The sequence below is a fragment of the Rhizobium sp. GW821-FHT14E12 genome (genome assembly GCF_058803745.1).
Map to the genome: position 1 here is coordinate 41,538 of NZ_JBXAPH010000014.1, position 12,315 is coordinate 53,852.

Genomic DNA, 12,315 nt, shown 5'->3' on the forward strand with positions numbered 1-12,315 from the left:
GCCTCATTAAGGTACATGCATTGAACGACAGGGTCTAACGGACGTTTCCGAGCCCTGTCCGAAGGAACGGGAACGGAATGACCGACAATCAAGACGACAAGACGCTGAGTGCATCGGGTAAGAAGACCCTCACCCTGAAGCCTTCAGGCGTGAACCAGGGCACCGTGCGCCAGGACATGGGCCGCGGTCGCACCAAGGCGGTCGTGGTTGAAACCCGCAAGCGCCGCCCGCTACGCCCAGAAGACGAAAAGCCGATCGTTGCTACGACGACCGCTGCCGCGGCGCCGTCCGTGACGCGCGTTGCAGAACCGACGCCGCAGCCGCCGCGCCCGCCGCAGCCGGCTCCGCGCATTCATCAGCCGGGTGGCCAGCAGCAGCGGCCGCAGCAATCCAACCAGAACAACCAGCAGCGCCCGCAGCAGGAACGTTCGTCGCGCCCGGTGGTTCTGAACCATCTGTCGGCTGGCGAAATGGATGCACGCCGCCGCGCGCTTGCCGAAGCCCAGATCCGTGATGCCGCCGACGCGGTTCGTCGCGCCGAGGAAGAAGCACGCCGCGCTGAGGAAGAGGCCGCCCGCCGCATCGTCGAGCAGGCTGAAGCTGCCCGTCGCGCCGAGGAAGAGGCCGCTCGTGCCCTCGAACCCAAGGTAGAAACGCCTGAACCGGTGGAAGCAGCCAAGCCAGCAGTCCAGGCGACTGCGGCTCCAGTTGTTGCCCGTCGTCCGGATGCGGCTCCGCAGCCGGCGCGCCCAGGCGCTCCTGCCGCTGAAGCACCGGCCAATCGCCGCCGGGTCAATGAAGAAGAAACCGATCGCGGCCCGCCGCGTGGCGGCGCCCCCGCGCGTGGCAAGGTCGTGCGTCCGGAACCGGCAAAGCCGGTCACCACTCGTCCGAAGACGGACGAAGAGCGCCGCCGCGGCAAGCTGACGGTCACGACCGCCAATGTCGATGAAGACGGCAGCGCCCGTGGTCGCTCGCTGTCGGCCATGCGCCGTCGCCAGGAAAAGTTCCGCCGCAGCCAGATGCAGGAAACGCGCGAGAAAATCACGCGTGAAGTCGTGCTGCCGGAAACCATCACCATCCAGGAACTGTCGCAGCGCATGTCCGAACGTGCCGTCGACGTCATCAAGTTCCTGATGAAGGAAGGCCAGATGATGAAGCCGGGCGACGTCATCGACGCCGATCTGGCCGAACTCATCGCCGGTGAATTTGGCCACACGGTCAAGCGCGTTTCGGAATCCGACGTCGAACTCGGCATCTTCAATGTTGGCGACGAAGACGGCGAACTGGTTTCCCGTCCGCCGGTCGTCACCATCATGGGTCACGTCGACCACGGCAAGACCTCGCTGCTCGACGCCATCCGCCACGCCAACGTGGTGGCCGGTGAAGCCGGTGGCATCACCCAGCATATCGGCGCCTACCAGGTCGAGCAGAACGGTCACAAGATCACCTTCATCGACACCCCCGGCCACGCCGCCTTCACGGCGATGCGTGCCCGTGGCGCCCAGGCGACCGATATCGCCATTCTGGTGGTTGCCGCAGACGACAGCGTGATGCCGCAGACGATCGAATCGATCAACCATGCCAAGGCTGCCGGCGTTCCGATCATCGTTGCGATCAACAAGATCGACAAGCCGTCCGCCGATCCGCAGAAGGTTCGCAATCAGCTGCTGCAGCACGAAGTCTTCGTCGAAACCATGGGCGGTGAAGTGCTCGACGTGGAAGTTTCCGCGAAGAACCGCACCAACCTCGACAAGCTGCTCGAAGCCATCCTGTTGCAGGCGGAAATCCTTGATCTCAAGGCCAATCCGAACCGCACCGCGGAAGGCACCGTCATCGAAGCCCAGCTCGATCGCGGCCGTGGCTCTGTTGCCACCGTCCTTATCCAGAAGGGTACGTTGCGTCCCGGCCAGATCGTCGTTGCCGGCGATCAGTGGGGCCGCGTGCGCGCTCTGGTCAACGACAAGGGCGAGCATGTAAAGGAAGCCGGTCCAGCGACCCCGGTCGAGGTTCTCGGTCTTTCGGGTGCACCGCAGGCTGGCGACAAGTTCGCCGTCGTCGAAAACGAAAGCCGTGCCCGCGAAATCTCGGAATATCGTCAGCGCCTGACCCGCGACAAGGCGGCTGCTCGTCAGTCCGTCCAGCGCGGTTCGCTGGAACAGATGATGATGACGCTGCAGACCACGGGCACCAAGGAATTCCCGCTGGTCATCAAGGGCGACGTACAGGGCTCGATCGAAGCCATTGCCGGCGCGCTGGATAAACTCGGCACCGACGAAGTTCGTGCCCGCATCGTACATTCCGGCGTCGGCGGCGTGACCGAATCCGATATCTCGCTCGCCGGAGCATCCGACGCGGCGATCATCGGCTTCAACGTCCGCGCCAACTCGCAGGCTCGTACGCTCGCAGAGCGTGAAGGCATCGAAATCCGCTACTACAACATCATCTACGACCTGGTGGATGACGTGAAGGCGGCTATGTCGGGCCTGCTCTCTCCGGAACGTCGCGAAACCTTCCTTGGCAACGCCGAAATCCTCGAGGTGTTCAACATCACGAAGGTCGGCAAGGTCGCGGGTTGCCGCGTCACCGAAGGCAAGGTCGAGCGTGGCGTCGGCGTCCGCCTGGTGCGCGACAACGTCGTCATCCACGAAGGCAAGCTCAAGACGCTCAAGCGCTTCAAGGACGAAGTCTCGGAAGTCAACATGGGCCAGGAGTGCGGTATGGCCTTCGAGAACTACGAAGACATCCGCGCCGGCGATACGATCGAATGCTTCCGCGTCGAGCATATCACCCGCACGCTGTAAAAGCGCGAAGTTGAAACAATGGGACGGGCGCCGGAACATCCAGTCCGGCGCCCGAATCTTTTGGGACCAAAGCAAATGGCAACAAGACCAACTACTTCCGCGCCTTCGCAGCGCATGCTTCGCGTCGGTGAACAGGTGCGTGCCGCGATCACCCAGGTCCTGCAGCGCGGCGAAGTGCGCGACGACCTGATCGAACGCACCGTGATCTCCATTTCCGAAGTGCGTATGTCGCCGGACCTGAAGATCGCCACCGCTTTCGTGACGCCGCTCGGCGTCGCCGACCACGACCTCATCATCGATACGCTCAATCGCCACACGAAATACATCCGTGGCCGTCTCGGGCAGCATCTCCGGCAGATGAAATACATGCCGGAAATCCGCTTCCGCGACGATACCAGCTTCGATAATTACAAGAAGATCGATGCGCTGCTGCGTTCGCCGGAGGTCCAGCGCGACCTCAAGGACGACGACACCGATACCGACGAAAACCGATAACAGAGACAGAGAATGTCCAAACCACGCAAGCCCAAGGGCCGCCCGATTTCGGGCTGGCTGATCCTCGACAAGCCGGTTGATTTCGGCTCGACCGAGGCCGTTTCCAAGATCAAATGGCTGTTCAAGGCGCAAAAGGCGGGCCATGCCGGCACGCTCGATCCGCTTGCCTCCGGCATGCTGCCGATCGCGCTCGGCGACGCCACTAAGACCGTTCCCTACGTCATGGACGGCCGCAAGATTTACGAATTCACCGTCAGCTGGGGCGAGGAACGCGCCACGGACGACCTTGAAGGCGAGGTGACGCAGTCCTCGGACAAGCGCCCAAGCGAAGACGAGATCCGCGCGCTGCTGCCAAACTATACGGGTGTCATCAACCAGATCCCGCCGCAGTTTTCCGCGATCAAGATCGCCGGCGAGCGTGCCTACGACCTCGCCCGCGAGGGTGAAACGGTCGAAATCCCGTCGCGCGAAGTCGAGATTTTCCGCCTGACGCTGCTCGCCTGCCCGGATGCCGACACGGCGCATTTCGAAGTGGAATGCGGCAAGGGCACCTATGTGCGGGCGCTCGCGCGTGATTTCGGCCGCGATCTCGGCTGCTACGGCCATATTTCCGGCCTGCGCCGCAGCTTTGTCGCTCCCTTCGCCGAGGAGGCCATGGTGCCGCTCGCCGATCTCGTGGCGCTCGAGGAGATCGAGGACGCGGATGAGCGGCTCGCTGCCCTCGACGCGCTGCTGATCGACACCGCCGAAGCGCTGTCATCCCTACCGCATCTGGTCATCAACGACGACCAGGCGCATCGCCTGAAGATGGGCAATCCCATTCTCGTGCGCGGCCGCGATGCCCCGGTTGCCGAAACCGAGGCCTATGCCACGGCGCGCGGCAAGCTGATCGCCATCGGCGAAATCGGCGAAGGCGAATTCCGCCCGAAGCGGGTTTTTGGCTGATCTACCCCAAAAGGGCTGCTGAAGAGGCGTTCCCGAACGCCTCTTCCCTTTGCACCCCAAATGGTCTATAGGCAGCGCCAGCATCGGGCCTGCTCGATTGCATTCGCGGCCAATGCTGGACGACATCCCGGCGTTTGGCGACTTATTTCCTCCTCATAGAAAGGACCATCCGATGTCGATTACTGCTGAGCGCAAAGCTGCGCTGATCAAGGAATACGCCACCGTCGAAGGCGATACCGGTTCTCCGGAAGTCCAGGTTGCTATCCTGACCGAGCGCATCAACAACCTCACGGACCATTTCAAGGACCACAAGAAGGACAACCACTCCCGTCGTGGCCTCCTGACCATGGTCTCCAGCCGCCGTTCGCTTCTTGACTACCTCAAGAAGAAGGATGAAGGCCGCTATTCCAAGCTGATCGGTAGCCTCGGCATCCGTCGCTAATGAATTTTCCGGCGGGCGTTCACCTGAACGTCCGCCGGATGCTTTTGGGGCATACCTGCTCCGCCCGAACATGATCTCGAAGAATGCGAAGCAATTTTCGGACGAGATCGTGGTACAATGGAAGACCTGTTTGTGCGGCGCGCTCCGTTTGCGCCAGATAAAACAGACCCGGCAGCCCGGATGGGCCGGTGCTGCCAACAACAACCGTTGACCTGTCATGGGGCAGGATTGCCGGATGCTTTCAGCCGAAGCCGCAAGCTTCGGCCGATCCTTGAAAGCCTCTCGTTGTCTTGCCCGTGATGCGTCACATTCGTGCGGTTGAAGATGCGCCTTGCCGACCCCCGGCGACGGCGCCTTTTCCCGCATCACGCAAGGACAAGATATGTTCGATATCCATACCGTCGAAATCGAGTGGGCAGGCCGCCCGCTGAAGCTCGAAACCGGCAAGATCGCCCGCCAGGCCGATGGCGCCGTCATGGCGACCTACGGCGAGACCGTGGTTCTTGCCACCGTCGTTTCGGCCAAGTCGCCGAAGCCGGGCCAGGACTTCTTCCCGCTCACCGTCAACTACCAGGAAAAGACCTATGCAGCCGGCAAGATTCCCGGCGGCTACTTCAAGCGCGAAGGTCGTCCGAGCGAAAAGGAAACCCTGGTTTCCCGCCTGATCGACCGCCCGATCCGCCCGCTCTTCCCGGAAGGCTACAAGAACGACACCCAGGTCGTCGTCACCGTTATCCAGCATGACCTGGAAAACGATCCGGACATCCTGTCGATGGTTGCCACTTCGGCTGCCCTGACGCTGTCGGGCGTTCCGTTCATGGGCCCGATCGGCGGCGCCCGCGTCGGCTACATCAACGGCGAATACGTGCTCAACCCGCATCTCGACGAGATGGACGAATCGAGCCTCGACCTCGTCGTCGCCGGCACGCAGGAAGCCGTGCTGATGGTTGAATCCGAAGCCAAGGAACTCTCCGAAGACGTCATGCTCGGCGCGGTCATGTTCGGTCATCGCGGTTTCCAGCCGGTCATCGACGCGATCATCAAGCTCGCCGAAGTTGCCGCCAAGGAGCCCCGCGACTTCCAGCCGGAAGATCATTCCGCTCTCGAAGCCGAAATGCTGTCGATCGCCGAAACCGAACTGCGCGCTGCCTACCTCAACACGCAGAAGGCTGAGCGCTACGCTGCCGTCGACGCCGTCAAGGCGAAGGTCAAGGCACACTTCTTCCCGGAAGGCGTCGAGCCCAAGTATTCCGCCGAAGTCATCGGCGCCGTCTTCAAGCACCTGCAGGCCAAGATCGTTCGTTGGAACATTCTCGACACCAAGGGCCGCATCGACGGCCGTGACCTGTCGACCGTTCGCCCGATCGTCTCGGAAGTCGGCGTCCTGCCGCGCACGCACGGTTCGTCGCTGTTCACCCGCGGTGAAACGCAGGCGATCGTCGTTGCCACGCTCGGCACCGGCGAAGACGAGCAGTATGTCGACAGCCTGACCGGCATGTACAAGGAACGCTTCCTTCTGCATTACAACTTCCCGCCCTACTCTGTCGGCGAAACCGGCCGCATGGGCTCCCCGGGCCGCCGCGAAATCGGCCATGGCAAGCTCGCATGGCGCGCTGTTCGCCCGATGCTGCCGACGGCGGAACAGTTCCCCTACACGCTGCGCGTCGTATCCGAAATCACCGAGTCCAATGGCTCGTCCTCGATGGCAACCGTCTGCGGCACCTCGCTGGCGCTGATGGATGCCGGCGTACCGCTCGCAAAGCCGGTTGCCGGTATCGCCATGGGCCTGATCAAGGAAGACGAACGCTTCGCCGTTCTCTCCGACATCCTGGGTGACGAAGATCATCTCGGCGACATGGACTTCAAGGTTGCCGGCACCGACGGCGGCATCACTGCCCTGCAGATGGACATCAAGATCGAAGGTATCACCGAAGAGATCATGAATGTCGCCCTGAACCAGGCCAAGGGCGGCCGTCTGCACATCCTCGGCGAAATGGCCAAGGCCATCTCCGAAAGCCGTGGCCAGCTCGGCGAATTCGCACCGCGCATCGAAGTCATGAACATCCCGGTCGACAAGATCCGTGAAGTCATCGGCTCCGGCGGCAAGGTCATCCGCGAAATCGTCGAAAAGACCGGCGCCAAGATCAACATCGAAGACGACGGCACCGTCAAGATCGCCTCGTCCTCCGGCAAGGAAATCGAAGCGGCCCGCAAGTGGATCCATTCGATCGTTGCTGAGCCGGAAGTCGGCCAGATCTACGAAGGCACTGTTGTCAAGACCGCCGACTTCGGCGCTTTCGTCAACTTCTTCGGCGCCCGCGACGGCCTCGTGCATATCTCGCAGCTCGCTTCCGAGCGCGTTGCCAAGACCCAGGACGTCGTCAAGGAAGGCGACAAGGTCTGGGTCAAGCTGCTCGGCTTCGACGAGCGCGGCAAGGTCCGCCTGTCCATGAAGGTTGTCGACCAGGCAACCGGCCAGGAACTCGCCGCCAAGAAGGACGACGCGGCCGAATAAGCTGCGCCTTCACTTAAGTTCCGGGGCGCGGAATTCGTTTCCGCGCCCTTTTTCTATCCGCTGACCGCACGAGATCACGCCCATGAGCCGCGACGCCCTGAAGACCCTGTTCCATCCCTTTGCCTCCGGCACCGTCGTCACGCCTGGCGAAGGCGAGCGCATCCTGTTTCTCGGCGCGGAAGCGGGCTTCTCCCTGCCAGCCGACTTTGCAGCGGAACTTTCCGCCGTCCAGGGCTTCCGGCCCTTCTACCGCCAGCTGCAGGCGCAGCGGGTCGAGGTGACGCCGGAGATCGAGGGCAAGGATTATGACGGCGCGCTGGTGCTCTGCACCAAGCACAAGGGCGAGAACGAGGCCGCTATCGCCACGGCGCTATCGCGCGTGAAGGCCGGCGGGTTGATCGTCGTTGCCGGCGGCAAGGAAGACGGCATCCAGCCGCTGCGCAAGCGCGTCGAAGGCTTCGGCCTCGAGGTCAACCATATGCCGAAATATCACGGCGTCGCCTTCTGGTTCGCGCGCCCGGCCGATATCAGTGCGCCGACCGCACAGCTGGTGAAGCCCGCCACGCGTGTCGACGGCCGCTTCACCACGACGGCTGGCATGTTCTCGCATGACCGCATCGACGCCGGCTCGGAGCTGCTTGCTTCGCGCCTGCCGACCGATTTTTCCGGCGACGCCGCCGACTTCGGCGCCGGCTGGGGCTATCTCTCGGTGGAGCTGGCGACCAAGTCGCCACGGATCGCGCGTATTGACCTCTACGAGGCCCACTACGACGCGCTGGAGGCCGCGAGGGCCAATCTCCTTGCAAACTGCCCGAAGGTCGCCCAGCGCTTCTTCTGGCACGATCTGGCCGGCGAGCCGGTCAAGGACAAGTACGACCTGATCATCATGAACCCGCCCTTCCACGAAGGCCACGCCGCCGAGCCTTCACTCGGCCAAGCGATGATCAAGACCGCATCCTCGGCGCTGCGCAGCGGCGGCCGCCTGATGCTGGTCGCCAATCGCGGCCTGCCCTATGAGCCGGTGCTGACCGAGAACTTCAAGGAAAGCGGCGAGACCTGCCGCAATGCGCGCTTCAAGGTGCTGTGGGCGAAGAAGTAAGCGGGAACGAATTTCTGCTGGCAGCGTAGCGGGTGGACGTCCGCTACGCGCCTTATTTACTCGCCCATTCGCGGCTCAAAACCGCATAGATATATTCATCGCCCCAGACGCCATTAAAGCAGCCGTTCTCGATCAGATGCGCCTCCCGGCGCAGGCCGAGCCGTTCGACGACGCCGACGGAAGCGGTGTTTTGCGCGTCCAGGCGGGCAAATATCCGATGAAGGCCGAATGTGCCGAAGCCCAGATCGATGACGGTCCGCACCGCCTCGGTCGCATAGCCTTTGCCGGCATAGGCCGGATTGAAGATATAACCGACCTCGGCCTGGAGCGCGGCCTTGCTCGTAAGCTTCAGGCTGACATCACCCAACAGGGCACCATCCTCTCGCCGAAGCACCGCCCAGCGCAAGGAACTGCCATCGTCCGAGAGACATGAATTCAAGCTGGCATCGAAACGCTCCCGCAACGCCTCTGCCGACGGCGGGTCGCGGTAGAGGAAACGGTAGATAGCAGGCAGGGAGCGATAAGCGCTGTAGGCCTCAAAATCCTCAGGCAGGAAGCCGCGAAGGATGAGACGTTCGGTGGATGCGAAGGGTTCGGCGTTCGTGAACGTCATCGGGAAGCCCGGCGGGATCATCCGAGGATGATTACCCCTCACGGCACTTGGCCGCGAGGGGTATCCAATTGCGATTTACTCGCTGTCGGCGCTCGACAGCGTTTCCAGCGTCGGCATCGAGGTGATGTTGTAGCCGGCGTCGACAAAATGGATTTCGCCGGTAACGCCTGCGGACAGATCCGACAGGAGATAGAGCGACGAAGAGCCGACCTGATCGATGGTGACCGACTTGCGCAGCGGTGCGTTGCGCTGGTTCCACGACAGGATGGCGCGGGCGTCGGAAATGCCGGCGCCGGCGAGTGTGCGGATCGGGCCGGCGGAGATGGCGTTGACGCGGATGTCGCGCGGGCCGTAATCGGCGGCGAGATAGCGCACGGAGGCTTCCAGAGCCGCCTTGGCGACGCCCATGACGTTGTAGTTCGGGATGACCCGCGTCGAGCCGTTATAGGTCAGCGTTAGCATGCTGCCGCCTTCCGTCATCAGCTCGGCGGCGCGCTTGGCGATCTCGGTGAAGGAGAAACAGGAAATCACCATCGTGCGGGTGAAATTGTCGCGCGTGGTGTTGGCGTAGAGGCCCTTCAGCTCGTTCTTGTCGGAAAAACCGATGGCGTGGACGATGAAGTCCAGCTTGCCCCAGCGCGCCTTGATCTCGTCGAAGACGGCATCGACGGAGGCCAGATCCTCGACGTCGCAAGGCAGAAGGAAATCCGAGCCGACTTCAGCCGCCAGCGGCTTGACGCGCTTGCCGAGCGCTTCGCCCTGGAAGGTGAATGCCAGTTCCGCGCCTTGGGCCGCCAGCGCCTTCGAAATGCCCCAGGCAATCGAATGATTGTTTGCGACGCCCATGATGAGGCCGCGCTTACCCTGCATGATTCCCGTCATTGCTTTATCCGTTGTAGCGCTGGAATACGAGCGTGGCATTGGTGCCGCCGAAACCGAAGGAATTCGAAAGAGCGATGTCGATCTTGGCATTGTCGATGCGCTTGCGCACGACCGGCACGCCTTCGAATTCCGGGTCGAGTTCGGTGATATGGGCGCTTTCGCCGATGAAGCGTTCCTGCATCATCAGGATCGAGTAGATCGATTCCTGGACGCCGGCAGCGCCGAGCGAATGGCCCGTCAGCGACTTGGTCGACTGGATCGGCGGGATCTTGGTTCCGAAAACTTCGCGAATAGCGCCGATTTCCTTGCTGTCGCCGACCGGGGTCGAGGTGCCGTGGGTGTTGATGTAGTCGACATCGCCCTTCACGGTGGCGAGCGCCTGGCGCATGCAGCGCACCGCGCCCTCGCCCGACGGAGCGACCATGTCGTAACCGTCGGAGGTGGCGCCGTAGCCGACGATCTCGGCATAGATCTTGGCGCCGCGCGCCTTGGCGTGCTCCAGTTCCTCGAGCACCAGCACACCGGCGCCGCCGGCGATGACGAAGCCGTCACGGCTGGCATCATAGGCGCGCGAGGCAGTTTCCGGGTGATCCTCGTTGAACTTGGAAGACATGGCGCCCATGGCGTCGAAGAGGTTCGACATGGTCCAGTCGAGATCCTCGTGGCCGCCGGCGAACATCACATCCTGCTTGCCCCACTGGATCATTTCGGCGGCGTTGCCGATGCAATGCGCCGAGGTCGAGCATGCCGACGAGATGGAATAGTTGACCCCGTAGATCTTGAACCAGGTGGCGAGCGTCGCCGAGGCCGTCGACGACATCGCCTTCGGCACGGCGAAGGGGCCGACGCGCTTCGGGCTGTTGTTCTTGCGGGTGATGTCGGCAGCTTCGATCAGCGTGCGTGTCGACGGGCCGCCAGAGCCCATGATGATGCCGGTGCGCTCGTTGGAGATATCGCTCTCTTCGAGGCCGCTATCGGCAAGCGCCTGCTTCATGGCGACATGGTTCCAGGCACCACCCTGCGACAGGAAGCGCATGGCGCGGCGGTCCACCAGATCGGTCGTGTCGATCTTGGGCGAGCCCCAGACCTGGCACTTGAAACCATGTTCGGCGAAATCGTTCGAAAACGAGATACCGGACTTGGCTTCGCGCAACGACGCGGTAACTTCCTGCGCATCGTTCCCAATGGATGAAACGATACCCAGACCCGTGACAACAACCCGTCTCATGTCAATGACCTTTTCTAAAACGTCTGTCTTTGTGGAGGCGGCAGGGCCGCGGTTCAGGCAGCCTTGTCCTTTGACAGGCCGACGCGCAGGTCCGATGCCTGATAAATAACTTCGCCATCAGCCTTCAAGTAACCGTCGGCAGTACCGAGGACGAGGCGGCCGCGCATGACGCGCTTGAAGTCGATGCCGTATTCGAGGAGCTTCGTGTCGGGACGAACCATGCCCTTGAATTTCACTTCGCCGGTGGATAGCGCCATGCCACGGCCGGGCTCGCCGAGCCAGCCAAGGAAGAAGCCGGTCAGCTGCCACATGCCATCAAGGCCGAGGCAGCCCGGCATGATCGGATTGCCGGCAAAATGGCAGGGAAAATACCAGTCGTCGGGGCGCACGTCATATTCGGCGCGGATGTAGCCCTTGTCGAAGGCACCACCGGTTTCGGAGATATCTGTAATGCGATGGACCATCAGCATCGGTGGCAGGGGAAGCTGCGCATTGCCAGGGCCGAACAATTCGCCGCGGCCGCAGGACAGGATTTCCTCATAGTTGAAGCTGGATTGTCTCGTCGTCATAAAAATTCCGTTCCCCCGCATGGATGCCGTGGATGTGAAGCTTTAGTGCAAGATCGAGGGAAAATGAAGCGTAAGCATGACACGCCCATTTCGCCGCCCGATGGCCGCACTTCGCTATATGTGGTCGTCGCATACAGGAACGCTAGGGCTGCTGCCAGTGGCAAATGCGGCAAGAGCCCTATTTTTCCGGCGATTGATAGCCTTCCCACCCCATCGAAACTATTGAAAGCAATCCGTGCAAAAGTTATATGGCTTAATCAAGAATTACAGAGATCAGGAATCCGGAGCTCCCTGAATGGCGGAAGAAGCCGAAATCGCGATCGAAACCAGGCTGCGCAACGCCGGCCTGAGGCCGACCCGACAGCGCATAGCGCTCGGCGATCTGCTTTTTGCCAAGGGCGACCGCCACCTGACCGTCGAGGAACTTCACGAGGAAGCCGTCACCGCCGGCGTTCCCGTCTCGCTTGCCACCGTCTACAACACGCTGCATCAGTTCACCGAGGCCGGCCTCATTCGCGTGCTGGCCGTCGAAAGCGCCAAGACCTATTTCGACACCAACGTCTCCGACCACCACCACTTTTTCGTCGAAGGCCACAATGAAGTGCTGGATATTCCGATCAGCAATCTGACGATCGCAAACCTGCCGGAGCCACCGGTGGGCATGGAAATCGCCCATGTCGACGTCGTCATCCGCCTGCGCCGCAAGCAGCGGTAAGTCATAAG

11 protein-coding genes are annotated in these 12,315 nt (G+C 62.1%); 7 read left to right on the top strand and 4 right to left on the bottom strand.

The window, feature by feature from the left end; translation table 11 throughout:
• Nucleotides 1-77: 77 nt before the first annotated feature.
• The 6 genes from infB to AC1RO0_RS29210 all read left to right on the top strand — a co-directional run bounded on the left by infB (nucleotide 78) and on the right by AC1RO0_RS29210 (nucleotide 8,300).
• Complete coding sequence (infB, locus tag AC1RO0_RS29185; protein ID WP_498596030.1) at nucleotides 78-2,804, top strand: translation initiation factor IF-2; 2,727 nt, start codon at nucleotides 78-80, stop codon at nucleotides 2,802-2,804.
• Between the two features lie 75 nt (nucleotides 2,805-2,879).
• On the top strand, nucleotides 2,880-3,299 hold the full coding sequence (gene rbfA, locus AC1RO0_RS29190) for a 30S ribosome-binding factor RbfA (protein WP_007690299.1): 420 nt from the start codon (nucleotides 2,880-2,882) through the stop codon (nucleotides 3,297-3,299).
• A gap of 12 nt (nucleotides 3,300-3,311) precedes the next feature.
• Complete coding sequence (gene truB, locus AC1RO0_RS29195) at nucleotides 3,312-4,244, top strand: tRNA pseudouridine(55) synthase TruB (protein ID WP_034516916.1); 933 nt, start codon at nucleotides 3,312-3,314, stop codon at nucleotides 4,242-4,244.
• Between the two features lie 172 nt (nucleotides 4,245-4,416).
• Nucleotides 4,417-4,686 (top strand): 30S ribosomal protein S15, encoded by a 270-nt coding sequence (gene rpsO / locus AC1RO0_RS29200; RefSeq protein WP_007690305.1) that lies wholly within the window; start codon nucleotides 4,417-4,419, stop codon nucleotides 4,684-4,686.
• Nucleotides 4,687-5,068: 382 nt separating this feature from the next.
• A complete protein-coding gene (pnp, locus tag AC1RO0_RS29205) occupies nucleotides 5,069-7,201 on the top strand; it encodes a polyribonucleotide nucleotidyltransferase (RefSeq protein ID WP_498596031.1) in 2,133 nt (710 codons plus the stop codon).
• An 82-nt stretch (nucleotides 7,202-7,283) separates the two neighbouring features.
• Complete coding sequence (locus AC1RO0_RS29210; RefSeq protein WP_498596032.1) at nucleotides 7,284-8,300, top strand: class I SAM-dependent methyltransferase; 1,017 nt, start codon at nucleotides 7,284-7,286, stop codon at nucleotides 8,298-8,300.
• Between the two features lie 52 nt (nucleotides 8,301-8,352).
• Here AC1RO0_RS29210 and AC1RO0_RS29215 read toward each other — a convergent pair whose 3' ends face one another.
• From AC1RO0_RS29215 to fabA, 4 genes are read right to left on the bottom strand one after another with little or no spacing between them, the layout of a single operon-like run.
• Nucleotides 8,353-8,934 (bottom strand): GNAT family N-acetyltransferase, encoded by a 582-nt coding sequence (locus tag AC1RO0_RS29215; protein WP_498596033.1) that lies wholly within the window; start codon nucleotides 8,932-8,934, stop codon nucleotides 8,353-8,355.
• 54 nt (nucleotides 8,935-8,988) lie between these two features.
• Nucleotides 8,989-9,795, bottom strand: coding sequence for an enoyl-ACP reductase FabI (gene fabI / locus AC1RO0_RS29220; protein WP_498596034.1), 807 nt, complete (start codon nucleotides 9,793-9,795; stop codon nucleotides 8,989-8,991).
• 4 nt (nucleotides 9,796-9,799) lie between these two features.
• Nucleotides 9,800-11,023, bottom strand: coding sequence for a beta-ketoacyl-ACP synthase I (gene fabB, locus AC1RO0_RS29225; protein WP_498596035.1), 1,224 nt, complete (start codon nucleotides 11,021-11,023; stop codon nucleotides 9,800-9,802).
• 53 nt (nucleotides 11,024-11,076) lie between these two features.
• Complete coding sequence (gene fabA, locus AC1RO0_RS29230) at nucleotides 11,077-11,592, bottom strand: 3-hydroxyacyl-[acyl-carrier-protein] dehydratase FabA (RefSeq protein WP_007690321.1); 516 nt, start codon at nucleotides 11,590-11,592, stop codon at nucleotides 11,077-11,079.
• Between the two features lie 295 nt (nucleotides 11,593-11,887).
• Between fabA and irrA the strand changes: the two genes are divergently transcribed.
• Nucleotides 11,888-12,307 (top strand): iron response transcriptional regulator IrrA, encoded by a 420-nt coding sequence (gene irrA / locus AC1RO0_RS29235; RefSeq protein WP_007690323.1) that lies wholly within the window; start codon nucleotides 11,888-11,890, stop codon nucleotides 12,305-12,307.
• Nucleotides 12,308-12,315 lie beyond the last annotated feature (8 nt).

Coding starts and splice junctions, on each gene's coding strand:
- infB (WP_498596030.1), top strand. CDS start 78: ATGACCGACAATCAAGACGACAAGACGCTGAGTGCATCGGGTAAGAAG.
- rbfA (WP_007690299.1), top strand. CDS start 2,880: ATGGCAACAAGACCAACTACTTCCGCGCCTTCGCAGCGCATGCTTCGC.
- truB (WP_034516916.1), top strand. CDS start 3,312: ATGTCCAAACCACGCAAGCCCAAGGGCCGCCCGATTTCGGGCTGGCTG.
- rpsO (WP_007690305.1), top strand. CDS start 4,417: ATGTCGATTACTGCTGAGCGCAAAGCTGCGCTGATCAAGGAATACGCC.
- pnp (WP_498596031.1), top strand. CDS start 5,069: ATGTTCGATATCCATACCGTCGAAATCGAGTGGGCAGGCCGCCCGCTG.
- AC1RO0_RS29210 (WP_498596032.1), top strand. CDS start 7,284: ATGAGCCGCGACGCCCTGAAGACCCTGTTCCATCCCTTTGCCTCCGGC.
- AC1RO0_RS29215 (WP_498596033.1), bottom strand. CDS start 8,934: ATGATCCCGCCGGGCTTCCCGATGACGTTCACGAACGCCGAACCCTTC.
- fabI (WP_498596034.1), bottom strand. CDS start 9,795: ATGACGGGAATCATGCAGGGTAAGCGCGGCCTCATCATGGGCGTCGCA.
- fabB (WP_498596035.1), bottom strand. CDS start 11,023: ATGAGACGGGTTGTTGTCACGGGTCTGGGTATCGTTTCATCCATTGGG.
- fabA (WP_007690321.1), bottom strand. CDS start 11,592: ATGACGACGAGACAATCCAGCTTCAACTATGAGGAAATCCTGTCCTGC.
- irrA (WP_007690323.1), top strand. CDS start 11,888: ATGGCGGAAGAAGCCGAAATCGCGATCGAAACCAGGCTGCGCAACGCC.